This window comes from Synechococcus sp. RS9907 (genome assembly GCF_014279615.1).
Classification (GTDB): domain Bacteria; phylum Cyanobacteriota; class Cyanobacteriia; order PCC-6307; family Cyanobiaceae; genus Parasynechococcus.
Genome location: NZ_CP047944.1, coordinates 2486830 through 2512975 on the forward strand (window position 1 = coordinate 2486830; position 26146 = coordinate 2512975).

Annotated in this window: 29 protein-coding genes; 16 read left to right on the forward strand and 13 right to left on the reverse strand. The window is 62.0% G+C overall.

From position 1 onward, the window contains the following. The first annotated feature begins 62 nt into the window (after nucleotides 1–62). From SynRS9907_RS13440 to SynRS9907_RS13470, 7 genes are all read left to right on the forward strand, one after another. Complete coding sequence (locus tag SynRS9907_RS13440; protein ID WP_115081305.1) at nucleotides 63–1712, forward strand: CTP synthase; 1650 nt, start codon at nucleotides 63–65, stop codon at nucleotides 1710–1712. 9 nt (nucleotides 1713–1721) lie between these two features. Next, nucleotides 1722–2339: a 7-carboxy-7-deazaguanine synthase QueE gene (locus tag SynRS9907_RS13445; RefSeq protein WP_188021365.1), complete on the forward strand. Its 618-nt coding sequence runs from the start codon at nucleotides 1722–1724 to the stop codon at nucleotides 2337–2339. A gap of 143 nt (nucleotides 2340–2482) precedes the next feature. After that, nucleotides 2483–4009 carry a S8 family peptidase gene (locus SynRS9907_RS13450; protein WP_188021366.1) on the forward strand — a complete coding sequence of 509 codons (1527 nt, stop codon included), beginning with the start codon at nucleotides 2483–2485 and terminating at the stop codon, nucleotides 4007–4009. A gap of 3 nt (nucleotides 4010–4012) precedes the next feature. Further along, entirely contained in the window at nucleotides 4013–4867 is an 855-nt protein-coding gene (locus SynRS9907_RS13455; protein ID WP_188021367.1) for an NAD(P)-dependent oxidoreductase, read from the forward strand. After that, entirely contained in the window at nucleotides 4864–5544 is a 681-nt protein-coding gene (gene queC, locus SynRS9907_RS13460; RefSeq protein WP_188021368.1) for a 7-cyano-7-deazaguanine synthase QueC, read from the forward strand. The genes SynRS9907_RS13455 and queC overlap by 4 nt, the downstream gene beginning before the upstream one ends. Next, nucleotides 5541–6839 (forward strand): anthranilate synthase component I family protein, encoded by a 1299-nt coding sequence (locus SynRS9907_RS13465; RefSeq protein WP_188021369.1) that lies wholly within the window; start codon nucleotides 5541–5543, stop codon nucleotides 6837–6839. Before queC ends, SynRS9907_RS13465 begins: the two co-directional genes overlap by 4 nt. Continuing rightward, entirely contained in the window at nucleotides 6836–7648 is an 813-nt protein-coding gene (locus tag SynRS9907_RS13470) for an aminotransferase class IV (protein WP_188021370.1), read from the forward strand. Before SynRS9907_RS13465 ends, SynRS9907_RS13470 begins: the two co-directional genes overlap by 4 nt. Before the next feature lie 19 nt (nucleotides 7649–7667). Here SynRS9907_RS13470 and SynRS9907_RS13475 read toward each other — a convergent pair whose 3' ends face one another. Together SynRS9907_RS13475 and SynRS9907_RS13480 are read right to left on the reverse strand one after the other, a co-directional pair. Further along, complete coding sequence (locus tag SynRS9907_RS13475) at nucleotides 7668–8459, reverse strand: HAD-IIB family hydrolase (RefSeq protein WP_188021371.1); 792 nt, start codon at nucleotides 8457–8459, stop codon at nucleotides 7668–7670. Next, nucleotides 8456–10183, reverse strand: coding sequence for an alpha-amylase family glycosyl hydrolase (locus SynRS9907_RS13480; RefSeq protein ID WP_188021372.1), 1728 nt, complete (start codon nucleotides 10181–10183; stop codon nucleotides 8456–8458). Before SynRS9907_RS13480 ends, SynRS9907_RS13475 begins: the two co-directional genes overlap by 4 nt. A gap of 69 nt (nucleotides 10184–10252) precedes the next feature. Between SynRS9907_RS13480 and SynRS9907_RS13485 the strand changes: the two genes are divergently transcribed. Next, nucleotides 10253–11503, forward strand: a complete 1251-nt coding sequence (locus SynRS9907_RS13485; protein ID WP_188022498.1) for a glycosyl transferase — start codon at nucleotides 10253–10255, stop codon at nucleotides 11501–11503. 17 nt (nucleotides 11504–11520) lie between these two features. On the opposite strand, the gene SynRS9907_RS13490 is transcribed toward SynRS9907_RS13485, so the two are convergent. Next, nucleotides 11521–11799, reverse strand: coding sequence for a hypothetical protein (locus SynRS9907_RS13490; protein ID WP_370586614.1), 279 nt, complete (start codon nucleotides 11797–11799; stop codon nucleotides 11521–11523). Between the two features lie 178 nt (nucleotides 11800–11977). Here SynRS9907_RS13490 and SynRS9907_RS13495 point away from each other — a divergent pair, with 178 nt between their 5' ends. Further along, nucleotides 11978–12223 (forward strand): DUF1830 domain-containing protein, encoded by a 246-nt coding sequence (locus SynRS9907_RS13495; RefSeq protein ID WP_170950888.1) that lies wholly within the window; start codon nucleotides 11978–11980, stop codon nucleotides 12221–12223. 33 nt (nucleotides 12224–12256) lie between these two features. Here SynRS9907_RS13495 and urtE read toward each other — a convergent pair whose 3' ends face one another. The 8 genes from urtE to ureE form a co-directional block, all read right to left on the reverse strand. Further along, nucleotides 12257–12967 (reverse strand): urea ABC transporter ATP-binding subunit UrtE, encoded by a 711-nt coding sequence (gene urtE, locus SynRS9907_RS13500; protein WP_115009797.1) that lies wholly within the window; start codon nucleotides 12965–12967, stop codon nucleotides 12257–12259. Next, nucleotides 12964–13719 (reverse strand): urea ABC transporter ATP-binding protein UrtD, encoded by a 756-nt coding sequence (urtD, locus tag SynRS9907_RS13505; RefSeq protein ID WP_115131364.1) that lies wholly within the window; start codon nucleotides 13717–13719, stop codon nucleotides 12964–12966. The genes urtE and urtD overlap by 4 nt, the downstream gene beginning before the upstream one ends. After that, nucleotides 13716–14843 (reverse strand): urea ABC transporter permease subunit UrtC, encoded by a 1128-nt coding sequence (urtC, locus tag SynRS9907_RS13510; RefSeq protein ID WP_115131365.1) that lies wholly within the window; start codon nucleotides 14841–14843, stop codon nucleotides 13716–13718. The genes urtD and urtC overlap by 4 nt, the downstream gene beginning before the upstream one ends. A gap of 4 nt (nucleotides 14844–14847) precedes the next feature. After that, nucleotides 14848–16002 carry a branched-chain amino acid ABC transporter permease gene (locus tag SynRS9907_RS13515; protein ID WP_188021373.1) on the reverse strand — a complete coding sequence of 385 codons (1155 nt, stop codon included), beginning with the start codon at nucleotides 16000–16002 and terminating at the stop codon, nucleotides 14848–14850. Between the two features lie 93 nt (nucleotides 16003–16095). Next, entirely contained in the window at nucleotides 16096–17388 is a 1293-nt protein-coding gene (urtA, locus tag SynRS9907_RS13520; RefSeq protein WP_188021374.1) for an urea ABC transporter substrate-binding protein, read from the reverse strand. A 109-nt stretch (nucleotides 17389–17497) separates the two neighbouring features. Then, a complete protein-coding gene (gene ureG, locus SynRS9907_RS13525; protein WP_188021375.1) occupies nucleotides 17498–18103 on the reverse strand; it encodes an urease accessory protein UreG in 606 nt (201 codons plus the stop codon). Then, nucleotides 18103–18774, reverse strand: a complete 672-nt coding sequence (locus SynRS9907_RS13530; RefSeq protein WP_188021376.1) for an urease accessory protein UreF — start codon at nucleotides 18772–18774, stop codon at nucleotides 18103–18105. Before SynRS9907_RS13530 ends, ureG begins: the two co-directional genes overlap by 1 nt. After that, nucleotides 18771–19223 (reverse strand): urease accessory protein UreE, encoded by a 453-nt coding sequence (gene ureE / locus SynRS9907_RS13535; RefSeq protein WP_188021377.1) that lies wholly within the window; start codon nucleotides 19221–19223, stop codon nucleotides 18771–18773. Before ureE ends, SynRS9907_RS13530 begins: the two co-directional genes overlap by 4 nt. Nucleotides 19224–19328: 105 nt before the next feature. Between ureE and SynRS9907_RS13540 the strand changes: the two genes are divergently transcribed. From SynRS9907_RS13540 to SynRS9907_RS13570, 7 genes are all read left to right on the forward strand, one after another. Continuing rightward, the gene (locus tag SynRS9907_RS13540) at nucleotides 19329–20264 is read left to right on the forward strand and encodes an urease accessory protein UreD (protein ID WP_188022499.1); all 936 of its coding nucleotides are present in this window, start codon (nucleotides 19329–19331) and stop codon (nucleotides 20262–20264) included. A gap of 18 nt (nucleotides 20265–20282) precedes the next feature. Then, nucleotides 20283–20585, forward strand: coding sequence for an urease subunit gamma (locus SynRS9907_RS13545; protein WP_188021379.1), 303 nt, complete (start codon nucleotides 20283–20285; stop codon nucleotides 20583–20585). 10 nt (nucleotides 20586–20595) lie between these two features. After that, nucleotides 20596–20916, forward strand: coding sequence for an urease subunit beta (locus SynRS9907_RS13550; protein WP_188021380.1), 321 nt, complete (start codon nucleotides 20596–20598; stop codon nucleotides 20914–20916). 3 nt (nucleotides 20917–20919) lie between these two features. Further along, entirely contained in the window at nucleotides 20920–22629 is a 1710-nt protein-coding gene (ureC, locus tag SynRS9907_RS13555; RefSeq protein ID WP_186593734.1) for an urease subunit alpha, read from the forward strand. A 14-nt stretch (nucleotides 22630–22643) separates the two neighbouring features. Then, nucleotides 22644–23384, forward strand: coding sequence for a type 1 glutamine amidotransferase (locus SynRS9907_RS13560; protein WP_304623052.1), 741 nt, complete (start codon nucleotides 22644–22646; stop codon nucleotides 23382–23384). 191 nt (nucleotides 23385–23575) lie between these two features. Next, a complete protein-coding gene (locus tag SynRS9907_RS13565; RefSeq protein WP_186509456.1) occupies nucleotides 23576–23743 on the forward strand; it encodes a DUF4278 domain-containing protein in 168 nt (55 codons plus the stop codon). A gap of 80 nt (nucleotides 23744–23823) precedes the next feature. Beyond that, nucleotides 23824–24042 (forward strand): hypothetical protein, encoded by a 219-nt coding sequence (locus SynRS9907_RS13570; RefSeq protein WP_115009785.1) that lies wholly within the window; start codon nucleotides 23824–23826, stop codon nucleotides 24040–24042. A 77-nt stretch (nucleotides 24043–24119) separates the two neighbouring features. Here the strand turns inward: SynRS9907_RS13570 and SynRS9907_RS13575 are convergent, their stop codons facing one another. Together SynRS9907_RS13575 and SynRS9907_RS13580 are read right to left on the reverse strand one after the other, a co-directional pair. Then, nucleotides 24120–24794, reverse strand: a complete 675-nt coding sequence (locus tag SynRS9907_RS13575; RefSeq protein ID WP_186593736.1) for a DUF1028 domain-containing protein — start codon at nucleotides 24792–24794, stop codon at nucleotides 24120–24122. Beyond that, nucleotides 24791–25993 carry a Zn-dependent hydrolase gene (locus tag SynRS9907_RS13580; protein ID WP_370586641.1) on the reverse strand — a complete coding sequence of 401 codons (1203 nt, stop codon included), beginning with the start codon at nucleotides 25991–25993 and terminating at the stop codon, nucleotides 24791–24793. Before SynRS9907_RS13580 ends, SynRS9907_RS13575 begins: the two co-directional genes overlap by 4 nt. Nucleotides 25994–26146: the final 153 nt, after the last annotated feature.

Sequence of the window (26146 nt, forward strand, 5' to 3'; positions counted from 1 at the left end):
CACCGGTTCCCCCTGGAGCCCATGACCGACGCCAGCTAATTTGAAGAGTCGCCCGGCAGTTCATGGCCAAATTCGTCTTCATCACCGGTGGTGTGGTGTCCAGCATTGGCAAGGGAATCGTGGCGGCGAGCCTCGGCCGGTTGCTGAAGTCGCGGGGCTACAACGTTTCGATTCTCAAGCTGGATCCCTACCTGAATGTGGATCCCGGAACGATGAGCCCGTTCCAGCATGGTGAGGTCTTCGTCACGGAAGACGGCGCCGAAACCGATCTCGACCTGGGCCATTACGAGCGCTTCACCGACACGGCGATGTCACGCCTGAACAGCGTGACCACCGGCTCGATCTACCAATCGGTGATCAACAAGGAGCGCCGCGGCGACTACAACGGCGGCACCGTTCAGGTGATTCCCCACATCACCGGCGAGATCCGCGAGCGCATCCACCGGGTTGCCTCCAACAGCAATGCCGATGTGGTGATCACGGAAATCGGCGGCACCGTGGGTGATATCGAATCACTGCCCTTCCTCGAAGCCATCCGTGAATTCCGGGAGGACGTGGGTCGCAACGACCTGGCCTACATCCACGTCACCCTGCTGCCCTTCATCGGCACCTCCGGCGAACTCAAAACCAAGCCCACCCAGCACTCGGTCAAGGAACTGCGTTCGATCGGCATCCAGCCGGATGTGCTCGTCTGCCGCAGTGATCGCGACATCAGCGACGATCTCAAGCGGAAAATCGGCGGCTTCTGCGGGGTGCCCACCCGCGCCGTGATTCCCTCTCTGGATGCCGACAGCATCTATGCCGTGCCGCTGATCCTTGAGCAGGAGGGTCTGTGCCGTGAAGTGCTGGACGTGCTGAACCTGACCGACCATGACAGCGACATGGCGGCATGGGAACAACTGGTCAACAAGCTGCGCAATCCCGGCCCATCGGTGAAAGTTGCCCTGGTGGGCAAGTACGTGCAGCTGAACGACGCCTATCTCTCCGTCGTCGAAGCGCTGCAGCATGCCTGCATTGCCCAGGATGCCTCCCTCGACCTGCACTGGGTCTGCGCCGAACAGATTGAAGCGGACGGCGCCGATGCACTCCTGCGCGGAATGGACGCCGTCGTCGTGCCCGGTGGCTTCGGCAACCGTGGCGTCGATGGAAAGATTGCAGCGATTCGCTGGGCCCGGGAACAACGGGTGCCCTTCCTTGGGCTCTGTCTTGGGATGCAAACCGCAGTGATCGAGTGGGCTCGCAACCAGGCCGGCCTCACCGAGGCCACCAGTGCTGAATTAAACGAAAACACGCCCCATCCCGTGATTCACCTGCTGCCGGAACAGCAGGACGTGGTCGACCTGGGCGGCACGATGCGCCTGGGGGTCTACCCCTGCAGGATTGCGCCGGGAACCCTCGCCCAGAGGCTCTACGGAGACGAGGTGGTCTATGAACGCCACCGCCACCGCTACGAATTCAACAACTCCTATCGCAATCTTTTCCTGGAATCCGGATATGTGGTGAGCGGCACGTCCCCGGATGGACGCCTGGTGGAGTTGATCGAACTGAAAGGGCATCCGTTCTTCACCGCCTGCCAGTACCACCCCGAATTCCTCTCCCGGCCTGGACAACCCCATCCGTTGTTCCGGGGATTGATCGAAGCGGCCCAACAACGCCTTCCGGATTCACCGGCTCAGGCCCTGCGTCAACAGGGGGACATTGCGATTCCATGAACCGCGTCGATGGCTGACTCCCAGCGTCTCCCGGTGGTGGAAACATTCCATTCCCTGCAGGGAGAGGGCCACCATGCCGGACGCAGTGCATTTTTCATTCGGCTCGCGGGCTGCACCGTGGGCTGTCCCTGGTGCGACACCAAGCACTCATGGCCGGCCCAAGGGCACCCTGAGCAGCCCATCGATGCCTTGGCTGATGCCGCCCAGATGGCTGCTGAAGCCGGGGCCAGCTTCGTTGTGATCACCGGTGGAGAACCTTTGCATCACGATCTACAGCCCCTCACCCAGAGCCTCGATGCGCGATGCGGTCTCCCCCTGCATCTCGAAACCAGCGGGGTGGATCCGCTGAGCGGACGCTTCGACTGGATCACCCTGTCCCCGAAGCGACACAAGCCCCCGCTTCAGGGCCTACTGGACCGGATGCAGGAACTGAAGGTGGTGGTGCATGCCCCGGAAGATCTGCACTTCGCGGATGCCATGGCGCAGGCTGGCCAAGAGGAGGCTCTGCACTATCTCCAGCCCGGCTGGGACAGCCCGGAAGGCCAACAACTCGCGATTGAGCACGTGCGCCATAACCCCGCCTGGCGTCTGAGCCTGCAAGCCCACAAATGGCTAGGAGTGAGGTGATCACGCCCGTCCACCCATAAAACGCTCAGTCAACCCACAGCCCTTGCTTGCCAACCCTCGCGGCACCTAAGCCACGATGAATTCATAGGGTGGTGGGGACGACCCCTGGCCGCTCCAGAGGTTGTTCGGTTGATTCCACAGCCATGTCCTCCTCCATCAGCCGCAGACACTCCGTCCGCCGTCGCCGGTGGGTTGATTTTGTTGGCCGCAGCCAAGGGACTCTGGAGCGGCACGGTGATCACGATTGGTTTGGCATCAACCTGCACACCGGCAGAAACCGGGTTGCTGCGAAGGGGAAATCACTGCTGGATCCACACCTGCGGCTGCGCGAGGGGGGTCACTTCTCCCTCTCCGCCCAACACTTGAAGCCTGCAGAGGCAAATCCAACAGCTGAACGGCAGCGAACATTCAGCCGCATGGATGGCTACGGCCAGGTGAATGCCAAAGGTGCATTTGAAAGCCTGCTGAATCGCCCTCTTCACAATCAAGCCCCCCTTGGGGGCTATTTCTGGAACCTCGACATGATCGGCGCTCCAGAGATCTGGGCGGCCAACAGCAACGGCCCCGGCGTGACGGGCAAAGGCGTGACCATCGCCGTGGTCGATACCGGCATTGACTACAACAACTGGGAATTCAAGGGGCGCATTCAGGCCGGCTACGATTTCGTTGATGGCGATTCAATCGCCGAAGACGCCAACGGCCATGGAACCCATGTGGCTGGCACGATCGCTGCGGCCAATGACGGCCGCGGCATCACGGGCGTCGCGCATGACGCAACGATCATGCCCATCCGCGTCCTCGATGAGAACGGTGCGGGGTACCTCTCGGATGCCATTCGAGGCGTTCGCTGGGCCACGAACAATGGTGCCGATGTAATCAACCTCTCCCTCGGCGGGACGGGCTACAGCCGAGCCATGGCCGATGCGATCCGCCATGCCTCCCGCCGCGGCACCGTGGTGGTGATGGCCGCCGGCAATTGGGGGGGCACATCACCGGACTATCCGGCTTCCCACGCCATCAACCATGGCATCGCGGTGGGGGCTGTCCAACGGGATGGGCGCCTCGCATGGTTCTCCAATCGCGCTGGGTCACGCCCGCTGAATTACGTCATGGCACCCGGCGTCGGCATCAAATCAACCCTTCCAGGCAACCGCTCTGGCTACTTCAGCGGCACCTCGATGGCGGCACCCCACGTCGCCGGAGTTGCTGGATTGCTGAAAAGCCACAACAGCAGTTTGAGCAGCGGCGCGATCGAGGATTTGATCACAGGGACGACGCAGGGCAGAAGCAGCACCCAGGGCAAGCCAACCGGCACGCAGGGCGTGGGGAGGAGATCACTCAGTTCCAGCGTGATCACGCTGGACAACATCGACAGCCTCAGTGCCGATGCCTTTGGCGACCCTCTGATTGGCAGCCTGAGCGGCAACCTCAAACGTCGCCAAGCCACGACGCAAATCATGCGCGACAGAGTTCGCCGCGAGCAAGGCAAATATGCAGCAGTCGACAACTTCACCAGCCTCGACACAGGAGACCATCTCTTCGCCAGCGTTGACTTCAACGACGCGCCAGGATCGGATCAACGGGATCTGCTTCGCACCATGCTCGCCAGCAACCACTTCGATTACTTCGAGCTCGATCAAGCGATCCAGCTTGATGTCGTCAACGCATAAATCATGCCAAGCGTTGCTCTACTGGGCACCGGGCTGCTCGGTGAATCCATCGGCCAACGCCTCCTCCAGCGGGGCGTTTCGCTGCACGTCTGGAACCGCACCCGGAATCGCTCCAAGGCCCTAATCGAGGCGGGTGCCCAAGCCCTGAACAGCCCCGCGGAAGCCGCCCGCTGTTGCGACAGCCTGATCACGGTGTTGCGCGACGGTCCTGTCACGGCGGCTGTCTTGAACGACATCGGTCCCCTCGATGGCTCCACCTTGATCACGATGGGGACCGTGGGAGTCACGGAAAGTCAGGCACTGGCCGAACGGGCCACTCAGCAAGGAGGGCAGTATCTGGAAGCCCCGGTGCTCGGCAGCAAACCACAAGCGCTGAACGGATCCCTACTTGTGATGGCCGGCGGCGAAGCGCAGGTCTTCGAAGAACAACGGCCACTCCTCTCCCATCTCTGCCAAGAGCCCCAGCTCGTGGGCCCCGTTGGCAGCGGCGCTGCCACCAAGCTGGCCCTCAATCAATTGATCGCCAGCCTCACCCACAGCTTCTCGCTCTCCCTGCAACTGATTCAGCGGGCCGGCGTTCCTGTGGAAACGTTCATGGCCATCCTGCGGCCGTCAGCGCTCTACGCCCCCACCTTCGACAAGAAGCTGCAACGGATGCTGGATCACAGCTACTCCGATCCCAACTTCAGCACCGCCCTGCTGCGCAAAGACCTACGCCTGTTCCTGGAGGAGGCGACAACCGCTGGGCTCCAGGATCAGGGGTTGAGCGGTTTGCTGTCCCTGCTTGAACAAGCCAACGGCACCGACCTGGATGAGCAGGACTACTGCGCCCTGCACGAACTCACGGTTCTGAGATGAGTCAACGCACTGCCATCGCGCTTCTCTCCGGAGGTTTGGATTCCGCCACCGCTGCGGCCCTTGCCCTTGAGCAGGGCGACCGCGTCATCGGCCTGTCCTTTGACTACGGCCAGCGTCATCGCCGCGAATTGGACGCCGCCGCTGCCGTTGCTGAGCAGCTTGGCTTGGCAGAGCATCACTGCATCAGCGTGAATCTGGCCAGCTGGGGGGGCTCAGCCCTCACCGACGCCAGCATCTCGATCCCCACCGATGGCGTGGAGGAAGGCCGCATTCCACCCACCTACGTGCCGGGGCGTAATACCGTGTTCATCTCCATTGGCCTCAGCCTGGCGGAGGCTCGCGGAGCCGAGAGGTTGGTGCTGGGGGTAAATGCTGTCGATTACTCGGGGTATCCCGACTGCCGGCCCGACTACCTCAACGCCTTTCAGGCCCTGGCCGACCTTGCCAGCAAAGCCGGTCGGGAGGGCCATGGGGCCCAACTCTGGGCACCGCTTGTGCAGTGGAGCAAGGTGCGCATCGTTGAAGAAGCCCTTCGCCTGGGTGTTCCGATCAATACAACCTGGAGCTGTTACAGCGGCGGCACGCACCCCTGCGGTGTCTGCGACAGCTGCCGCATCCGTGATGCAGCACTCCGCGAGGCAGGCCGGCCTGATCTCTGCAGTTCAACAGCGGCATGATCCGCCCCCAACAGCTTGAACTGCCCTGGCAGGAGCCCCAGGCGCTCGCGCACCAACTGGCCCATGCCTGCGGCGAGGAAGGCCTTGTCTGGCTGGATGGCGACGGCAGCAACCTGGGCCGATGGGCCACCCTGGCGGTGGCACCCCAGGAGATCATCTGTTGCCGTGGCCTCCCTGGAGAGCCAGGAGCCGGCAATCCCTTCGAGGCACTGCGGGGGCTTGCCCCAGGGCATTGGTGCGGCTGGCTGAGCTATGAAGCCGCCGCCTGGGTGGAACCGGGAAACCCCTGGGCCAGCGATGGCATGGCCACGCTTTGGATCGCCCGCCACGATCCGGTGCTTCGCTTTGATCTCCAAAAGCGCAGGCTGTGGATCGAAGCCAGCAGCACGGCTGCTTTGGAACGCCTCACCCAACAGCTGGCCTCCAGCCCTGAGCCGCCCAAAGACGAGCCCCCATCGATTCCCCTGACGGCCTGGAGTCACCACACCACACCCGAGCAGTACGCCGCAGGAGTGCAGCGCATCCGTGAGCTGATCGCTGCAGGTGATCTCTTCCAAGCCAATCTCACGGCCTGTTGCAGCACAGCCTGGCCCCAGGGAGGCAGTGCCCTCGAGCTGTTTCTCACCCTGAGGCAGGCCTGTCCTGCCCCCTTTGCAGGGCTGATCATCAGCGACCAGAACGAGGCGTTGCTGTCATCGTCCCCAGAGCGTTTTCTGCAGGTGAGTGCTGATGGAGCCGTACAAACCCGGCCGATCAAAGGCACCAGGCCGCGCCATGGCGACCCCGAACAGGATGCAAATCTCGCCGCGGAACTCGTGTGCAGCGACAAGGACCGGGCCGAGAACGTGATGATCGTCGACCTGCTGCGCAACGACCTCGGTCGTGCCTGCCAGCCGGGTTCGATTCAGGTTCCCCAACTGGTGGGGCTCGAAAGTTATGCCTCCGTGCATCACCTCACCTCGGTCGTGGAGGGACAACTTCAGGCCGGATTGAGCTGGGTCGATCTTCTGGAAGCCAGTTGGCCTGGGGGGTCGATCAGCGGGGCGCCGAAACTGCGGGCCTGCCAACGTCTGCATGAGCTCGAGCCCACCAGCCGAGGGCCTTACTGCGGATCCCTGCTACGGATCGACTGGGATGGCAGCTTCGACAGCAACATCTTGATCCGATCCTTACTGCGCCAAGGCGACACCCTGCGGGCCCATGCCGGCTGCGGAATCGTCGCCGACTCGAATCCGCTTGGCGAAGCAGAGGAGTTGATGTGGAAACTGCAGCCCTTGCTGGAGGCGCTGACATGAGCACCGCTATCGCCTGGATCGAGGGTCAGTGGGGAACAGCAGCAAGCCTGCAGCTTCCCCTCAACGACCGCGCCCTGCTCCTGGCCGATGGCCTCTTTGAAACGGTGCTGACCCGCAACGGTGCGCCGCAACTCCTGCAGGAGCACCTGCAGCGCTGGAGCGACAGTGCAGCTCTGCTGGGCATGGACCCGCCACCGCAGCGAAACGCGCTGAAGCCTCTGATTGAAGGCGCAATTCAACGCAGCCAGCTGAGCGAAGCCGATGGGGCCCTGCGCCTCAACTGGAGCCGGGGCAGCTCACCTCAGCGCGGAATCGGACTGCCGGCTCCAGGGCAGCACCGCTTTTGGCTCACGCTCCAGGCCTGCACACCAACATTTTCAGCCGTCACCACCATCACCAGTCGCCATGAGCGCCGCAACGCCTCCAGCCGCCTGAGCCGTTGTAAGACCTTTGCCTACGGGCAATCGATCCAGGCCCGCAGGGAAGCCCAGGAGCAAGGGGCCGACGACGCTCTGCTCTTGAACACGGCTGGAACGCTGTGCTGCGGAACGGCGGCCAATCTGCTGGTCCGGCGTCGCGGACAGTGGCTGACACCGCCCCTCAGCAGCGGCTGCCTCCCAGGGGTGATGCGGGGCCGTGCACTGGCCCAGGGCATCGCGGTGGAAACCGAGCTGGCGGCCACGTTCGATGCCGACGATCAGGCCGTTCTGATCAACAGCCTCAGCTGTCGACCGATCGCATCCCACAACGGTCAGCCCATGGCGGTAACCACTGCTGCAGTGGAGCTCTGGCAATCCTTGCTGGATTGAGCCAGGGGCCAGCGATGGCCTAGATCCGAAGAATCCGGCGCACAGCCTCATCCCAGCCATGGCCATGGGGGGCTGCCGCCACCTGGAAATGACCAGCATCGATCCCGGAACGCAAAGCGGGATGGGGGCCATCGGGGCCGGGCACCACAACAGCAATGTCGGCCACCTCGAGCAACGGCAGATCGTTGGGGGAATCCCCCAAGGCCAAGACCTGCACCTGCTCAGCACCCAGATGTCGCTTCAGGGTGGCCAACGCCTTTCCTTTGCTGATGCCTGGGCCCAGCAGGTGACCCATGCGGTTGCCCTGCACCACCGTCAGGCCCATCCGCTGAACCAGAGCCTCAAGCCGGCGACGCCCCTTGGCCGAGGGCGGCACAAAAGGCACGCTGCAGCACCGCCGCTGCGCCTGGCGCAAGGCTTCACCGCCAAGCCCCAACAACCGCTGCCCTTCCGCCTCACTGAGTTCATCCAACGAACGCAAAGGCTCACCCAACTCGGCCTGAAGTCGCTGCAACTGAGGTTTCAGCGCCGTCCAATCCGGACCCAACGGCAGCTCCCAGGGCTCCCCTTCCGGAGTTTCCCCATGCACGGCGCCACCGTTTTCAACGATGTAGGGGTCATGCAGCCCCGCCTCGGCGCGAAAGCCGCGCACTTCCTCGGCCGTTTTGCTGGTGCAGGGAATCACCGGAATCCGGTGCTGTTGCAGCTGACGGATCAGATCCTTGGCCGGCGACCAGTCGTAGCTGTGATCCAGCAAGGTGCCGTCGAGATCGGTCACCACCCACCACGCCGGCTCGACACTCGCGGTCATGGCTGAACCAACCAATGCACCGCATAAGGCTCTAGCGAATGCGACTGATGTGGTTCGAACACATGACCGCTCAGGCAATCGGCCCAGGGCTTGTTCAGATCACCACCCAGGCCACTGAGGCGAAAGCTGAGGCGCGCTGCCGTGATGTTGTGAACAGCCACCAGCGTTCCCCCCCCACGGGAGCGCCGCAGGATGACGCAATCACTCCGGTCCGCGCTCAGCACCGTCATCGAGGCATCCGGGTGCAAGGCCGGATGAACAGCCCGTTCGGCCAGAGCCCGCCGCAGCGCCGGCAACAGCGCAGAGACATCTGAATCGGGATCCGCCAGGCGGCGCTCCAGGGCCTGGGCCGTGAACTGGGGCCGATTCAAATCGCGGCGATGGCCCGTGCGACGAAAGCGGGTCAGATCATTGGGAGCCGCCAACAACGCCGGCAGATAGAAGGCGGGGACCCCAGGCAGAGCCAGGATCAACAGTTGGGTGAGCAGGAAGCGCTCCCGTTGGAGATACGTGGGATCAATCCCCCCATCCGCCATGGCACTCCACCAACTGATGTTGATCTCGTAGGGAACCTCCTCACCGGAACTGAGCATCCTGTGGCTAACCAGTCCACCCCGTTGCTCACAGCCGATCAACAGCTGCAGCAAGCGCTTCTGGGGCATCAGGCCCTCCAACGGCCGTAAACCGATGCCGTCATGGCAGGCGGTGAAATTGAGCAACCCCGTTTGCGGCGGCAAGTCGGGCCAACGACTCAGCCAGGCATTGAGCAGATCGGCCCGACCACTGACGCTGGCCTCCAGCAGCAAGGGGGGCAGGGGAAAGTTGTAAGCGAGATGCGCTTCATCACCGCTTCTCAGATACGAGAGATTTTCCTGCTCCGGAACGTTGGTCTCGGTGACCACAACGCCATCGGGTCCCACCTGATCGAGCAGCAGACGCAGCACCCGCACCAGTTGATGAGCCTGCGGCAGATGGATGCATGAGGTATGGGGTTCCTTCCAGACAAAACCCACGGCATCCAGACGGATCCACCGCACCCCATGCCGGGCCATGCGTTGCATCAGCCGGGCAAAGCCCAGCAGCACCTCCGCACTGCGCCAGTTGAGATCCACCTGATCGGGGCCAAAGGTGGTCCAGACCTGACGCGCACCAACGGGGCCCCTCAATTGCGTGAACAGATTGGAACTGCGCGGACGAACCACATCCGCCCAGCAGGGATCCGGGGCTGCCTCGAGCACGCAGGAGCGGCCGGGCTGCTCATCGCGCATGAACTGCTGCACCCAAGGGTGAGAGGCCGACACGTGATTGAGAACCAGATCGGCCATCAGCCGTCGGCCCTGTGCCAGGGCGGCGAGATCACGCCAATCACCGAAACGCGGCTCGAGCGTGGTGTGGCTGGCCACCGCAAAACCGCCATCACTTGTGGATTGAAGAAACGGCAGCACATGAATCACCGCTGCGAAGGGCTGCAGATGGCGATTCACAAACGTCTTCAAGGCCTGAAGCCCAGGAAAACCCTGCTCACCAATGGTGTCGGCGTAGGTGATCAAGACCACATCGCCACCGTCCCAGCGATCGATGTGATCTGCCATATCGCCATCTCCTGACGATTGGCTCAAGATCTGCAGCAATTGCGACGACAACTCCTTGCCATCCCCGGAAGAATCATTCGGGTACAGATCGCCAAGCAGGGTCCGCAGCGTCTCGTCGCGCGGGGGCTGCATCACCTTCCTCCTCCAGACCTTTCAGGTATGGGGCAGGACTCTGACCTCTGTTGTTGCATCGAACACCACATGGATTTTCAGCAGGGCCTGATCAGCACCGTCCACGACTACAGCTTGGGCAATCTCGATGCGGTTGCCTTCAACCGGGAGCTGAGTCAGCGACCCACAACCCTGCTGATCCCGTGCCTGATGGAGGAATTCAGCCGCCCGGCCCTCGGCCTGATTCGCGACACACTTTCGGGCCTGAAGGGACTCAACGAACTGGTGGTGGCATTGGCAGCCACGAGCGCCGAGGACGTCAAAGCGGCGGAAAAGTTTTTTGAAGGGATGCCCTTCCCCGTTCGGGTGCACTGGACCAACGGCCCCGCCGTGCGGGAGTTGCTCGAATCCGTCGGCGAACTGGGGCTCGACGTGACCGGACCACCGGGCAAGGGCTGGGCCGTCTGGCAGGGGCTCGGAGTGGCGTGCCAGAACGCTGAAGTTGTTGGCCTGTTCGATGCCGACATCAGAACCTTTGGATCGGCGTATCCGGAGCGCATGCTCCGTCCCCTGCTGGATCGATCCCACGGCATTGCCTACGTGAAGGCGTTCTACAGCCGCCTTTCCCTCGAGACCCAAGCGCTTCAGGGCCGAGCCACCCGTCTGTTTGTCGGCCCACTGCTGGCCAGCCTGGAGCAGATTTTCGGGCCTCTGCCCTACCTGTCGTACCTGCAATCCTTCCGCTATCCCCTGGCTGGTGAATTCGCCTTCACCACCGATCTGGCGATGAATCTGCGCATCCCGTCGGACTGGGGGCTGGAGGTGGGCCTGCTGTCTGAGGTGTATCGCCATGTGGCCTCCAGCCGAATCGCTCAAGTGGATCTGGGGTTGTTCGACCACAAACACAAGGAGCTGGGCCAACAACCCAGCGAAGGCCTGCAGCGCATGGCGGGCGAAATTTTCGGCACGGTGTTGCGCGGCCTGATGGAACACGAAGGTTGTGTGATGTCGATGGATCAACTGCCGACCCTTGAGGTGCTGTACCGGCGAGTTGGCGAGGATCGCGTGAGGCAGTTCGGCCTTGATTCAGCCATCAACCGATTGCCGTACGACCGCCATGGCGAAGAGCTGGCGGTTCAAAACTTTGCCGGCCTGCTGCGACCCGGCCTGGCCAAACTGATGCAGGCGCCGATCGCCCATCAGCTGCCGAGCTGGTCGCGACTGCGCAGTTGCAATTCAGCTCTTCAATCTGATCTGGCCGCAGCAGGACAGGCAGATTGCACATCCTTGAAACGCCCGAATCACAATCCACAACGCATCACCTCTGAGCTCGCTGCTTGAAGCCAACGCATTGAGCCTCAGCCCAGCTGCTCCCGCTCTCGCGTGATCCAAACTGTTGCAGCGCGCTGGGAATGCCACGCCTGAAGCAATTGCTTGGCCAACACCTGCAGCTGCTGTGGATCGATTGTTGATTCGATCGCGCGATTCATCCGCTCAACATCGAATTGCTGAGAAACACTCAAACCGATCGCTTTCTCCATTCTGCAATCCCCATGATCAACAAAACAATCATGCAAAAAGCGGCGAAAAAGAATTGTTTCAGCTGAAACGAAAGAGCCACTCTGTGCGATCTTCAAAACGCTAATGGGCGCTTACTTGTCAAAGCCCAGATCAAAATCGTGACGATTGATACACAATCGACCGACTCTGTATCAACTCATCTGTACCAAATCTAAAGGCGTGCTGATTCGGTGACCAATCAAACACTCCTCTTGTCTTAAGACCACGAGATTGGCATCATTCCAGATGCTCAGGATGATTGAGTGTGTTTACCAAAACGACACCAGCCGAATGGTGATCGTGAAATGCATTGGTGCCGACCACTTCTACCGAGAGAAGGTGGTGATGCCCACAGAGGTCTTTTGGTTCGAAGCCCCCGAGGATGCACGCCTGGAAATCTGGAAAATGTCGATGACAGGGCAGATGCTGCACGTGCGTGCCGACGTGAGCGATTACGCCATGAATGAAGAGCCTGCAACAGAATCCATCTGGGCCAGTTGAACTGACCCAGAAAGAGCCATCACGAGCGAAGCTCTAAACGCTCAGGAACTGATCAACAACCGTCTGGCTGAGTTCACTGGTTGAGCCACTGGCAACAATGCCGCCCCGTTGCATGGCGTAGTACCGATCAGCCTGGCGAACGAAGTGGAGATGTTGCTCCACCAGCAACACCCCGATCCCGGTGTCGGCGATGATCCGCCGAACAGCCGCTTCAATATCCTGAACAATGTTGGGCTGAATGCCCTCCGTAGGCTCATCCAACAGCAGCAACTTTGGCTTGCCAAGCAACGCACGGGCGATGGCCAATTGTTGTTGCTGACCTCCACTCAAATCACCGCCCTTACGCGGTAGAAACTCCTGAAGGATCGGAAAAAGCTCATACACAAATGGATCAATGTGGCGATGCCGGGCCAATCCACCCGGCAACGCCTCCATTCCCAAAAGCAAGTTTTCTTCCACCGTGAGCTGAGGGATGATCTCGCGACCTTGCGGCACATAACCAATCCCGGCCCGAGCCCGCTGATGCGGTGCCTGACGATCCAATTGAGCACCGTCGAACGCCATGGTTCCGGAGCGGGGGCGCAACAGACCGATCAGCGATTTCAACAGGGTGGTTTTACCCACACCATTGCGGCCGATCAGACAAACCATCTCCCCCGATTTCACGCTGAGATCAACATCCCGAAGAATGTGACTTTCACCGTAAAAGGTGTTGAGGCCTTGGATCTCCAGCAGGTTCGTCATTGGTTCTCCTCCTCAGTGGTGCCGAGATAAACCTCAATCACCCGGGGATCAGCCTGCACTTGATCCATCGTGCCCTCACAGAGGACATGGCCCTGGTGCAGCACCGTCACCGGACTTTCAAGCCGTCTTATGAATTCCATGTCGTGCTCAATCACCAGCACGGTGTGATCCCCGGCCAACGACTTGAGCAGATCCGCCGTCAGATCGGTCTCCTCATCCGTGAGCCCAGCCACCGGCTCATCCACCAGCAACAGGTCGGGATCCTGACCCACAAGCATGGCGATCTCAAGCCACTGCTTCTGGCCGTGGGACAACGACCCAGCAGCCCAATCGGCACGGTTCTGCAGATTGACGATGCTCATCAGGTGATGAACACGATCGCGCTGCTCCCCATTCAGGCCCCCCACCAGCAATGACCAGGGCTGCTTCGGCTGGCTCACCGCCAGAGCCAAGTTCTCCTGAACGCTGAGCTTCTCAAAAACACGAGGGCTCTGAAACTTGCGGCCAATGCCAAAGCGCGCAATGCGGTGCTCGCGCGTTCCCACCAAAGAGCGTCCTTTGAACACCACATCCCCTTCCGTGGGAGCGGTCTTGCCAGTGATCACATCCAGGAACGTGGTCTTGCCGGCGCCATTCGGGCCGATCACGGCGCGCAGCTCCCCAGGCTGAAGGCTGAGGTTGAGATCGCGCAGCGCCAAAAAGCCATCAAAACTGACGGTGATTTGGCGCAACTCCAATAAAGCCGTGCTCATGACTGAACCTCTTCCTGACCTTCAAGATCGAGACGTGGATAGGTCTCACTCCGACGGGCAATGCCGAATCGGTTGAGCCAGTTGCGAGGGCCATCGCCTCGGAACCAGCCAATGACGCCCTCCGGCAAGGCCGTCACCACGAGGATGAACAGGCCCCCTTGGATGAACAGCCAACTTTGGGGGAGAGCTTCGCTCACCAAACTCTTGGCGTAGTTGATGGCCACAGCGCCGAGGATGGCTCCAACGAGCGTGCCTCGACCCCCCACCGCAACCCAGATCACCATCTCAATCGAGAAGGGAACGGTCATGTACTGCGGCGACACAATGCCCGACTGAACGGTGTAAAGCGCACCACCGATGCCTGCCAAACCACCAGCGATGGCGAAGACGATCGTCTTGAACAGGGTTGGGTTGTAACCGGCAAAGCGCAGCCGGGGTTCGTCATCGCGAATGGCGATCAACACGTCTCCAAACCGGCCCCGCACCACCCAGCGCAGAAACAGCCAGGCCAGAATCACCACCACAGAGGTCAACCAGAAGAATCCCCGCTGCATCTCCGGGGAACCCACCATCTGGCCGAACAGCTGGGTCACATCGGTTTTAAGGCCGTTGGTGCCGTTGATCAGCTTCTGCTGGCCGTTGAAGAAATTGAAAAAAACCAGCAGGGCCGCCTGGGTGAGGATCGAGAAATAGACCCCCTTGATCCGATTACGGAACACCAGGTTGCCGAGCACGGCAGCCAGCACAGCTGGAACCAGCCAGATCGCCACTAAAGTGAACAGCGGGGAATGGAACGGCTCCCAGAAGGCGGGCAACCGATCCACGCCATACAGGCTGAAGAACTCGGGAATGCCGTTGGGCAGATCACCCGAGCTGTTGAGCTGCAGGTACATCGCCACGCCGTAACCGCCGAGGGCAAAAAAGATGCCCTGGCCAAGGCTGAGCAAACCGGTGAAGCCCCAGATCAAGTCGATACCGAGGGCAACGATCGCCAAAGAGAGGAAGCGACCCAACAGATTCAGCCGAAACACCGGCAGAACAGCAGGCGCGGCAACGATGGCCGCAACGATCACCACCCAAAGGATGATCAAGGGCCAACGGCGTTGTTGAAAGGCTTGAAACATCAGATCAGGCCTCCACCATGCGTCCTTTTTGCGGGAACAGACCCGCGGGACGGAATTGAAGGAACACCACGATCAGAGCGAACACCATCACCTGGGCCATGCTCGTGGTGGCGAAGAAATCAACAGCACCAGCCAGGGGGGCCGGCATGTCAGGCCAGATCGTCAGCAGACGTCCAGCACCGATCAGGTCGGTGAGCAGGCCAATGGCAAAGGACGCGAGCACGGTGCCCAACAGGTTTCCGACGCCACCGAGCACCACCACCATGAAGCAGCCAACGATGTAGGACCCGCCCACGTTGGGGCCCACCGAACCCAGCAGGGAAACAGCAACCCCCGCCACACCGGCCAAACCGGAGCCGATGCCAAAGGTGAGCACATCAACGGTGTCGGTGGGGATGCCAAGGCAATCACTCATCGAACGGTTCTGGGTCACAGCACGAATGCGCATGCCCCAAACGCTTTTGTTGAGGAACCACGTCACCCCAACCACCGCAACGATCGTGATCACGATGATCACCAGGCGCGGCACAGGAAAGGTGATATCCATGAATTCGATGCCGCCGCGCATCCATTTGGGTGCCGTCACATCCACATTGCGGGAGGTGGCCCTGGCAATGCGGCTGATTTGTGAGGCCAGGCCACCGGCCAGCAGCACACCGCCCAGGGCTGAAACAGCCCAACTCCCCGCACGCACCAAACGAGCTCGAGGCCCCAAAAGAAGCGAGGAGGGAAGCAGCAGCGGCAGGCCAAAGCCCAGCACCAGCGCCAGGATCAGGCCGGCGGCGTGGGCCAGGGCAACACTCCGCACAAACTGCTGAAGAATCAAGCTGACGCCCCAGGTCGCGAGCAGGGTCTCCAGCGGGTTGCCGTAGAGCCGGCGAATCACGGTGCGTTCCAGCAGGATGCCGACCACACCGCTGACGATGAAAGCCAGGGGAAGCGCCACCAGCACGTAGGCGTTGTAAACCGGCTGCAGCGCAGGCAGCTTGAAGATCAGCTGCACCACGTAGGTGGTGTAGGCCCCAAGCATGATCAGCTCACCATGGGCGAGGTTGATCACGCCCATGAGGCCGAAGACAATGGCCAGTCCGAGGGCGGCCATCAGCAGCACCGAGCCGATGGCAACACCGTTGAACAGGCTTTCGAGAAGCAGTTGCACGGACGTGTGAAACGAAGCGTTCAATGAAACGACGAAAGGAGGAGCCCGTCACCGGGCTCCTCCCTGAAGAGCAATCAGGCTGTGATCAGAAGATCAGAGCTTGTACTTCTCACCCTTGGAGGCGTCGGTCCAGTCGCAAGCGAAGCCCTTGGAGCTGGGCTCGAACTGGTTCCAGGCCTGAGGAGCCACGGGGCCATCGGTGGATTCGAGGATCTCGAACTGACCGTCAGCAGTGATCTGGCCGATGCGCACGGTCTGGGAGAGGTGGTGGTTGGGCATCACCTTCACAGGTCCCTGAGGCGCGTCGAACTCGATGCCGACCAGGGCCTCACGCACCTTGTCGTCGTCGAAGCTGTTGGCCTTCTCGACAGCCTTCTTCCACAGGTAGACCATGTTGTAGGCCGACTCCTGAGGGTCAGCGACCTGGCGGTCGGCGCCGTACTTGGCCTTGAAGTCAGCAGCGAACTTCTTGGATGCCGGGGTGTCGATCGACATCATGTAGTTCCAAGCGCCGTAGTGGCCCTCAAGGAACTCAGAACCGATGGTGCTGATCTCCTCTTCCGCGATGGAGTAGCTCATCACGTAGTAGCCGTTATCGGGGGTGATGCCGGCGTCCTGGATCTGCTTGAAGAAGGCGACGTTCTGGTCACCATTCAGGGTGTTGATGATCACACCACCGTCAGGCAGGGCCTTCTTGATCTTGGCGATGATCGGAGCAACCTCCGTGTTGCCCAGGGGCAAGTAGTCCTCACCGACCACTTCGCCACCCAGGGACTTGAGCTGTTCCTTGGTGATGGTGTTGGAGGTGCGGGGGAAGACGTAGTCCGAACCCACAAGGAAGAAGGGCTTGCCAGCGGCAGGCGACTTCTCATACATGAACTTGGTGGCAGGCTCCGACTGCTGGTTCGGAGTGGCACCGGTGTAGAAGATGTTGTTGGAACACTCCTGACCCTCGTACTGAATCGGGTAGTAGAGGAAAGCGTTCTTCGACTCGTACACAGGCAGCATCGCCTTGCGGCTGGCTGAGGTCCAGCCACCGAAGACCACGGGCACCTGGTCCTGGTCGATCAGCTTCTTGGACTTCTCAGCGAAGGTGGGCCAATCGGAGGCACCGTCTTCGACGATGTACTCGATCTTGTACTTCTTGCCATCAACTTCAACGCCACCGGCGGCGTTGATCTCATCGATCGCCATTTTCTCGGTGTCCACCAGGGTGGACTCGGAGATGGCCATGGTGCCGGTCAGCGAGTGCAGGATGCCGACGGTGACGCTGTCGTCGTAGTCAACGTTGGCAGCCTTGTCACCGCCACCGCATGCGGTCACGGCAAGGCCCAGCGATGCCGCGGCCATGCCGGCGAACAGACGCTTAGAGAGAGAAGAGCTCATGGTGATCCAAAACAGGAATGTGCCTGACGGCAGCTGATGGAAGGTACGGATCAGCGCGTCCTGGTTTTGGTATCAAGAAGAACCAAATGACGAGCCCAGCAGCAGCGGATCAACGATTCGGTAGCTGTTGCAACAGGAACCCCACCACCTGCTCCAGGCCTTCGCCGCTGTGGAGATTGGTGAAACACCAAGGCCGGTCTCCCCGCATCCGCCGGGTGTCCTGTTCCATCACTGAAAGATCGGCACCAACCTGGGGAGCCAGATCAATCTTGTTGATCACCAGTAGGTCAGAGCGGGTGATGCCAGGCCCTCCTTTACGGGGGATCTTGTCGCCGGCCGCCACATCGATCACGTAGATGCAGAGATCCACCAATTCCGGACTGAAGCTCGCCGCCAGGTTGTCGCCGCCGCTCTCAACCAGAACAAGATCGAGATTCGGAAACTGCATCTCCAGCTCCGCCACGGCAGCTCGGTTGATCGAGCAGTCTTCACGGATCGCCGTATGAGGGCAACCACCGGTCTCCACGCCACGGATCCGCTCTGGATCCAGGGCACCCGCACGGGTGAGGAACTGGGCATCCTCCTGGGTGTAGATGTCGTTGGTAACCACCGCGAGCTGGAGCTCGTCGCGCAAGCGGCGACAGAGGGCCTCCACCAGTGCGGTCTTGCCGGATCCCACAGGGCCCGCCACCCCCAGGCGCAGTTTGCTGCTCATCAGCTTCGAAACAGGCGTGAATACAGCTCAGCATGGGCAAGCTGCGCCATGCCCGCACCCACACCACTGCTCCAGAGCTGCTGGGGATCGGCCGCCTGAAGCAGCTGCGCTTGGGAGGCAATCAGCGGCAGCAGCCGCTGTTGCAGCACCTGCGCTCGAGACGGACCCAACGGCAGCAGCCGCACCGAGGCACTGAGCTGATTGGCAACCCAGCCGTAGAGGTACCCCTCCACCATGTCTCCCCCTGAAACCGACAAGCCCACAGCAGCCCAGGCCCAGGCCGCCGGCCAGCTCAGGGCCACCGGCTCAGGCAGGTCGTGTCCCATGTCCGACATCAACTGCAGCAGCGACATCCCCATCTGACGCTGCTGGGCTCGCAGCTCCGCGGCCTCGCGGGTGGCCATCAGCCAACCATCCAGATCGATCAGGCGCGCCTTGGCCGCCGCATCGGCCTGGGTGGACCACCCCACCAACGCCTCCGCCAGAGGCCTTAATGCCGCAGCTTCCAGCCGCACCGCGCCCCGTTGCAGTTCAGCCTCCAACCAAGCCTGGATGGCCTGCTCATCGGCGATGGAACCCGCCTGAATCAACACCTCCAGCCCCTCTGAATAGCTGAAGGCACCCACTGGAAGGGCCGGGCTGACCAGTTGCAGTAACGCCAGGGACGTCATCCGTGCTGATGGCCTCCGTAGGCGCCGCCTTCGGGGGCAAACGGCTGCTGACAGCGGCTCACCGTCAATCCCCGACCTTCCAGCATCGTGGCGAGAACGGAATCCTCCGGCAGCAACAGCTCCTGCTCATGCAGCTCCAGGGCGACATGGCGATTGCCCAGGTGATATGCCGCCTGCAACAGCTCAAGAGGATGCGATCCCTGCACCCGCATCAATGCTTCCGGCGCTGCCGCCACCTCCACAACAGTCGAACCGGACTGATCCCCCAACAAGTCACCGGGCTGGAGAGAACCCTCACGGGGCAACTGCAACAGCACCGGGCGACCGCAGGAGGTGGTGCGACGGCCCCGCAGCACCGTGCGCTCTTCGGCCGTTAACGGCAACTGCAGGGTGGCCGTGGCACTGCTGTTCTGCAGGCGCTGCTCCAGCACGACCACCGCATCCGTCACCAGCAGCTCCTCTCCAGTTCCACAACAAAAGCGTGCCGATCAATCAGCAGCGCTTTGGTGTGCATTGCTACAGAGTTGAAGCCGGTGGCGGCGGAGCGTGAGGCCATGCAACGTCTCGATCCCTGGCACGGCCGCTGCGACCTGCAGTTTCATGCCACCAACGGCAGCACCAAACACCAGGGGGGCTGCACGGCTCCGTTCAAGCTGCTTCGCAGTGAACGCGGCGATGACGGACGCTGCGAGCTGCCGGTGCTGCACACCGCCGGAGGCCTGGTGGGCGGCGATCAACTCAGCCTGGACTTCAAGCTTGAGGCCAACAGCCGCGGCCTGATCACCAGCGTGGCGGCGCAGAAGGTTTACGGATCGATCGGCCGCAGCCGCCTGCAACCCGAGGGCTGCTTTGCCCATCAACAGGTGCGCTGCTCACTGGCCAGCGGCAGTGACTTCGAATGGCTGCCGCAGGAACTGGTGCTGTACGCCGATGCCCTGTTCGAGCAGCAGCTGACGGTGACCCTGCCCCAGGACGCCTCCTTTCTCAGCGCAGAGATCGTGCGCTTGGGCCGAACCGCCGCCGGCGAAACCCTGCAGCAGGGACGGTGGCGCTCGAGCCTCACCATTCAGCGCCTCGCAGGCAACAGCCCAACCTGGGAGCTGGCGGATCGGGTGGAGCTCGGCGGCGCCAGCCTGGACAGCCCGCATGGATTGGGAGGCGCACCGGTGTTCGGAACACTGGCTTGGGCCGCACCGATGGCCATGGGTGCCGAAACAACAGCATCACTGCTGGAGGGAGCACGGGCCGACCGCGAAGGCCTGACGGGCACAATGCGCTGCGGCGCCCTGAATCAGGGACTGATCGCCCGCTATTCCGGCGAGTCGAGCCGTGATGCCCGCTTCTGGTTCAGCCGGATCTGGGAGCGAACGCGAACGATCCGAGGGCTGACACGGCCTCGCATCCCCAGGGTCTGGCCCCTGCAGGAACAGCCTCTGCGCCGACAAACGTCCACTGTGAACGCTTTCGAGGCTGCAGCGGAGACACACTGAAGAAGACCGAGCTTCGCCATGCATCTCAGTCCCCAGGAAAAGGACAAGCTCCTGATCGTGACCGCGGCACTGCTTGCTGAGCGGCGCTTGAACCGTGGCCTGAAGCTCAACCACCCCGAAGCGGTGGCCTGGCTCAGTTTTCTGGTGCTGGAAGGTGCCCGTGACGGCAAGAGCGTGGCGGAGCTGATGCAGGAAGGCACCACCTGGCTGCGTCAGGACCAGGTGATGGAAGGCGTGACCGAACTCGTCCATGAGGTGCAGATCGAGGCCGTCTTTCCCGATGGCACCAAGCTCGTCACGCTGCACGACCCGATTCGCTGAGGCAGAACCCATGGCACCTCTCATCCCAGGCGAACTGCTCCCCGAACCGGGTGAACTGGAACTGAATGCAGGTCGACCCGTCACCACACTGAGCGTCTCCAACAGCGGCGACCGGCCGGTGCAGGTGGGCTCCCATTTCCATTTCGCCGAAGCCAATGCCGCCCTGCAGTTCGACCGGGCCGCAGCCCGCGGTCAACGGCTCGACATCCCCGCCGGCACCGCCATCCGCTTCGAACCCGGCGACAGCCGCGACGTGAACCTGATTCCCTTCGCCGGTGCGCGACGCGTCATCGGCTTCAACAGCCAGATCAACGGACCCCTCGACGCCTGACCCATGCCCTACCGCATCTCCCGCCAGGCCTACGCCGAGACCTACGGACCCACCACCGGCGACAGGGTTCGCCTGGCCGACACCGATCTGATTCTGGAAGTCGAAAAGGATTACACCGTCTACGGCGATGAGGTGAAGTTCGGCGGCGGCAAGGTGATCCGCGACGGCATGGGCCAATCCCAGACCCCTCGAGCCGAGGGCGCCGTCGACACGGTGATTACCAATGCCCTGATCCTCGACTGGTGGGGCATCGTCAAAGCCGATGTCGGCCTCAAGGACGGCCGCATCGTTGGCATCGGCAAAGCCGGCAACCCCGACACCCAGGAAGGGGTGACGATCGTGGTGGGCCCAGGGACCGAAGCCATCGCTGGGGAGGGCCACATCCTCACGGCCGGTGGCATCGACACCCACATCCACTTCATCTGCCCCCAGCAGATCGAAACGGCCCTGGCCAGCGGCGTTACCACCCTGATGGGCGGCGGCACCGGACCGGCAACAGGCACCAATGCCACCACCTGCACCCCCGGCGCCTTCCACATCGGACGGATGCTCCAGGCCGCCGAAGGTTTGCCGGTGAACCTGGGCTTCTTCGGCAAAGGCAACGCCAGCACCCCGGAAGCGCTGGAAGAACAGGTGCGCGCCGGTGCCTGCGGCCTGAAGCTGCACGAAGACTGGGGCACCACGCCCGCCACCATCGATGCCTGCCTGTCGGTGGCCGATCGGATGGATGTGCAGGTGTGCATCCACACCGACACCTTGAACGAAGCCGGCTTCGTGGAAGACACGATCGCCGCCATCAAGGGACGCACCATCCACACCTTCCACACCGAAGGCGCCGGCGGTGGACACGCGCCAGACATCATCAAGATCTGCGGTGAGGCCAACGTGCTGCCCAGCAGCACCAACCCCACCCGGCCCTACACCCGCAACACGCTCGAGGAGCACCTCGACATGCTGATGGTGTGCCACCACCTCGATCCGAAGATCCCCGAGGACGTGGCCTTTGCCGAATCACGGATCCGGCGCGAAACGATCGCCGCCGAAGACATCCTTCACGACCTGGGCGCCTTCTCGATCATCGCCAGCGACTCCCAGGCCATGGGCCGCGTGGGCGAGGTGATCACCCGCACCTTCCAGACCGCCCACAAGATGAAGGTGCAGCGCGGTGCCCTGCCCGAAGACTCCGCTCGCAACGACAACCACCGGCTCAAGCGCTACATCGCCAAGGTGACGATCAACCCGGCGTTGGCCCACGGCATCAGCAGCGAAGTGGGGTCGATCGAAACCGGCAAACTCGCCGATCTCGTGCTGTGGAAGCCGGGCTTCTTCGGCATTCGCCCGGAACTGGTGGTGAAGGGCGGTTCGATCGTCTGGGCCCAGATGGGCGATGCCAACGCCTCGATTCCCACCCCAGGCCCGGTGCACGGCCGGCCGATGTTCGGCGCCTTCGGCAAAGCCCTCGCCCCCAGTTGTCTCACCTTCGTGAGCGAAGCGGCGATGGATGCCGACATCCAACGCCAGCTGGGACTGGAGCGCACCTGCATGGCGGTGAAGGACACCCGCAGCGTGGGCAAGAGCGCCCTCAAGCTGAATTCAGCACTGCCCAAGGTGAGCGTGGACCCACAGACCTATGAGGTGTTCGCCGATGGTCAACTGCTCACCTGTGAGCCCGCCGAGGTGCTGCCCCTGGCCCAGCGCTACCTGCTGCTTTGAGCCCCACGCTGCTGGTGGTCCAACACGTGGACCACGAAGACGCCGCACTGGTGGGAGAGCTGGCGCGGCAGCTGGGCCTGACACTCGAGATCCTGAGGCCCGACCGGGGCGACCCACTGCCGGACCCCAGGGCGTGTGCCAACAGCATCGCCCTTGTGCTCGGTGGCCCGATGAGCGTGAACGATCACGACCAACCAGGCATGGACTGGTTGCAGCAGGAACTGGACTGGTTGAGGGCCTGGCACCAGCAACGCCGACCGGTGCTGGGCATCTGCCTCGGGGCGCAGCTCTTGGCTGTGGCTGCAGGGGGCAGCGTTCAACCGCTGCAGGTGGGCGCACCACCGCAGCAACTGAAGGAACTGGGGCTTGGCGCGATCCACTGGGTCGCGGATCCCAGTGATGAGGCCCTGCTCAAGGGGCAACCAAGCAGCACTCTGGTGCTGCATTGGCATGGTGATCGCATCCACCTCCCGGCCGATGCAACCCTGCTGGGTTCTTCACTGCACTGCGCCGAACAGGTGTTTCGGATCGGAGCCCACGCCATTGGCCTGCAATGCCACCTCGAGATCGACGGCGATGCGCTGGAACGCTGGATCGCCAACGACCACGACTACGTGGTGAGCGCCCTTGGAGCTGAAGGACCCGACCGCCTGAGCCAGGACTGGCGCAGGCTGGGCACCACGCTTCAGAAACAAGGCCGAAACTTCTTCAATGCTGTGCTCAATCAACTGATTGAGATCAGCCAGACCCACTAATTCCTACGCACAAAAATAAACAAAACCAAAAACTTTTCTGAAGAGGTATCAACCTGAACACCACTTCGGCATTTGCAAGAGCTTCAATATTTCTGTAGCAACAGCTACCGATCGTTCACTTCGCATCGCGCGAAGCGCAGTTCGCCTCAGGCCATGGAACGGGGACCTGAGCTTGCTTCGAGGACCATCCAATGACCACCCTTCTCTATCGCGGGCATCAATACCAGCAAAACAACGCCACTCAGGGCAAGCCTGGGGTGCAGCTGGTTTACCGCCGCAACGTGTACCAAGCCCGCCAGATCAACAACCACAGCACTCCGGTGCAGCTCGTGTACCGCGGCGTGCGCTACACCCGCTAGGCCAACTTCTCAATCCGTAGCAACTCGAACATTCCAGTTCCGAGGATTGAGGCGTAATAGATCCAGCTTCAGCCAAGACGTTGGATCTCATCACCTCTCGCCTCGACCAGGGCCTCGTGCAAGTGAGTCCCTCCAGCGTGCATGGCGTGTTCTGGCTGCAAACCCACTTTCCGTCTCAGGAATGGGACGCCCTGCTGTCTGGGCAAGCCGCCTTTGGCATGGATTGCATCGATGACCTGATCACCGACGCACGTCAGGCCGGCCTGAATGTGGAGTGGGAAGCATCCGTCCCCAGCTGAGCACTTCTGAATTCCCCAGAAGCCCTGCACACGGCTGCGTTGCAGGGCTTTTTTAATGGCTTAACGACTCTGAATACTCAAGCCACCAAGCGGTTGAGCATCGGCAATTCCGACAGCTCATCCCTCCACTCCTGGGCCCAGAGGGCCTGACTGCGCTCATACACCTCCATCAACTGCTCCACGGCGCACTCGTGGAAATCAACGCGCAGATCCAACAGCGGAAAAGCAGCTTCACCACTCACCTGCACCGCTGCTGAGGTGCAGAAGGGAGAGCGATGGTCACCGCCCGCCGCTTCCCCGGCCTGCAGAGCCATCATCAGACGGCGGCCCAGTTTCAAGCTGGGGTCGCTGGTGAGAAAGGCCTGTTCCATCGCCGCCAACACACCCTCATCCACCAAGCAATTGCCGGCAACAGACAGATCACGCTGATGGCGATGCCCTGCCCAAGGGCCGCAATCCTGCCCCGTCCAACAGGCCGTGCGACCGTCCAGGTCGATCAGGTGAAACTGACGCCGGTCTCGGTGCTGGTCATCCGCCAGCAAGCTGGCCAGAACGCTCTCGGCATCGGAACTCTGCTCAAGGCGCTCAAGGCCACAAATCCCCAGATACGGATTGGTGTGGGCCTGGGTGGCGACAGCACCAACTCCGGCGCGGATGTGAGGCACGGTGGATCCAACAGCCAGATGACAGGTGGCCACAGCCACGCCGAAGCGACCGTTGCTGGGGTCCCGGGCCAGGATCGAAAAGGTCACGGCAGCTGACGGTCGAGCCGCAGCAACGTTTCCAGCAGCACCGCGGTGCCCGCCCAGCACTGCTCGTCACTGGTGAACTCAGCAGCGGAATGACTCAGGCCGCCCCGGCTGGGCACAAAAATCATGCCCATCGGCCAACGTCGGCCAACCTCCTGGGCATCGTGGCTGGCGCGGCTGGGGAGATGGCTGTGGGACAGGCCGAGATCGGCTGCGGCCTCAGCGATCGTGGCCATCACCACAGCGTCAGCAGGGGTGGGATCAACGCTGAACTGGGGGTCAACCGCAATCGGGCAGCCGGTTTCAACACCGATGCGTTCCACCTGATGCATCAACTCCTCAACCAACTGATCGAGAACGGTGGGATCCACATCCCTGAGGTCAACCGTCAGGGCGACTGCGCCGGGGACAACATTGGCTGCATTGGGCCAAACCTCCAGTCGACCCACCGTCGCCACCGGATCTCCGGGATGACGGGAAGCCATGGCCTCGATGGCAAGAACAAGACGCGAGGCCGCCACGAGGGCGTCTTGTCGCAACCCCATCGGTGTGGTGCCGGCGTGATTGGCCTGGCCTTTCACATTGATGCTGAACCGACGCTGACCAACAACGCCCTCCACAACACCGATGGCATCACCGCGTTGCTCAAGAACGCCACCCTGCTCAACATGCAACTCCAGGAAAGCGGCATAAGCATCATCGGAGCGGCGCGCCGAGGCCAGGGAGGGCCAGTGGCCGCCGATGCGCGCCAGGTTGTCCTGAATCGGCTGACCATTGCTGGTGGCATAACTCTCCGGGTCATCGGAGGCCGTGCCCGCCAAGCCCTTGCAGCCCACCATGGTCGACTCCTCGTCGGCAAAAGCGATCAACTCGATGCCGTGCTGCAGGCGCAGGCCCTGGTCTTGCAGCGCGCGGCAGGCTTCCAGACCGGCCAACACCCCCAGGGCCCCATCAAAACGTCCACCGGTGGGAACCGTGTCGAGGTGCGACCCGGTCACCAGGGCAGGGCGGTGGGGATCCAGGCCCTCGAGGCGTCCGATCAAGTTGCCAGCGGCATCAACACGCACCTGCATGCCGAGCTGCTTCATCCAGTGGGCCAGTAACTCACGGCCCTCCACATCCTCCGGCGAAAAACCGCGTCGACACACGCTGCCATCAGGCTTGGCGCCAATGCTGGCCAGCTGCTCAATCGTTGCCACCAAACGATCACGGTTTGGACGCGCCGCGATCTTGGCTGGCTCGACCCGCGATGCAGGGGTGGTCGGAGAAGCCGAAATGAGCGCTGGCAATGCCGTGACCTTCAGTTCAAAGGAACCAACACCTTCACCTGAACGGACCGATCGGCCTGTAGCTAG

Coding starts and splice junctions, on each gene's coding strand:
- SynRS9907_RS13540 (WP_188022499.1), top strand. CDS start 19,329: ATGCAACGTCTCGATCCCTGGCACGGCCGCTGCGACCTGCAGTTTCAT.
- SynRS9907_RS13470 (WP_188021370.1), top strand. CDS start 6,836: ATGAGCACCGCTATCGCCTGGATCGAGGGTCAGTGGGGAACAGCAGCA.
- SynRS9907_RS13455 (WP_188021367.1), top strand. CDS start 4,013: ATGCCAAGCGTTGCTCTACTGGGCACCGGGCTGCTCGGTGAATCCATC.
- SynRS9907_RS13545 (WP_188021379.1), top strand. CDS start 20,283: ATGCATCTCAGTCCCCAGGAAAAGGACAAGCTCCTGATCGTGACCGCG.
- ureG (WP_188021375.1), bottom strand. CDS start 18,103: ATGAGCAGCAAACTGCGCCTGGGGGTGGCGGGCCCTGTGGGATCCGGC.
- SynRS9907_RS13495 (WP_170950888.1), top strand. CDS start 11,978: ATGATTGAGTGTGTTTACCAAAACGACACCAGCCGAATGGTGATCGTG.
- urtE (WP_115009797.1), bottom strand. CDS start 12,967: ATGACGAACCTGCTGGAGATCCAAGGCCTCAACACCTTTTACGGTGAA.
- SynRS9907_RS13440 (WP_115081305.1), top strand. CDS start 63: ATGGCCAAATTCGTCTTCATCACCGGTGGTGTGGTGTCCAGCATTGGC.
- SynRS9907_RS13445 (WP_188021365.1), top strand. CDS start 1,722: ATGGCTGACTCCCAGCGTCTCCCGGTGGTGGAAACATTCCATTCCCTG.
- SynRS9907_RS13530 (WP_188021376.1), bottom strand. CDS start 18,774: ATGACGTCCCTGGCGTTACTGCAACTGGTCAGCCCGGCCCTTCCAGTG.
- SynRS9907_RS13480 (WP_188021372.1), bottom strand. CDS start 10,183: ATGCAGCCCCCGCGCGACGAGACGCTGCGGACCCTGCTTGGCGATCTG.
- queC (WP_188021368.1), top strand. CDS start 4,864: ATGAGTCAACGCACTGCCATCGCGCTTCTCTCCGGAGGTTTGGATTCC.
- SynRS9907_RS13550 (WP_188021380.1), top strand. CDS start 20,596: ATGGCACCTCTCATCCCAGGCGAACTGCTCCCCGAACCGGGTGAACTG.
- SynRS9907_RS13465 (WP_188021369.1), top strand. CDS start 5,541: ATGATCCGCCCCCAACAGCTTGAACTGCCCTGGCAGGAGCCCCAGGCG.
- SynRS9907_RS13565 (WP_186509456.1), top strand. CDS start 23,576: ATGACCACCCTTCTCTATCGCGGGCATCAATACCAGCAAAACAACGCC.
- urtC (WP_115131365.1), bottom strand. CDS start 14,843: ATGTTTCAAGCCTTTCAACAACGCCGTTGGCCCTTGATCATCCTTTGG.
- SynRS9907_RS13450 (WP_188021366.1), top strand. CDS start 2,483: ATGTCCTCCTCCATCAGCCGCAGACACTCCGTCCGCCGTCGCCGGTGG.
- SynRS9907_RS13475 (WP_188021371.1), bottom strand. CDS start 8,459: ATGACCGCGAGTGTCGAGCCGGCGTGGTGGGTGGTGACCGATCTCGAC.
- urtA (WP_188021374.1), bottom strand. CDS start 17,388: ATGAGCTCTTCTCTCTCTAAGCGTCTGTTCGCCGGCATGGCCGCGGCA.
- ureC (WP_186593734.1), top strand. CDS start 20,920: ATGCCCTACCGCATCTCCCGCCAGGCCTACGCCGAGACCTACGGACCC.
- urtD (WP_115131364.1), bottom strand. CDS start 13,719: ATGAGCACGGCTTTATTGGAGTTGCGCCAAATCACCGTCAGTTTTGAT.
- SynRS9907_RS13485 (WP_188022498.1), top strand. CDS start 10,253: ATGGATTTTCAGCAGGGCCTGATCAGCACCGTCCACGACTACAGCTTG.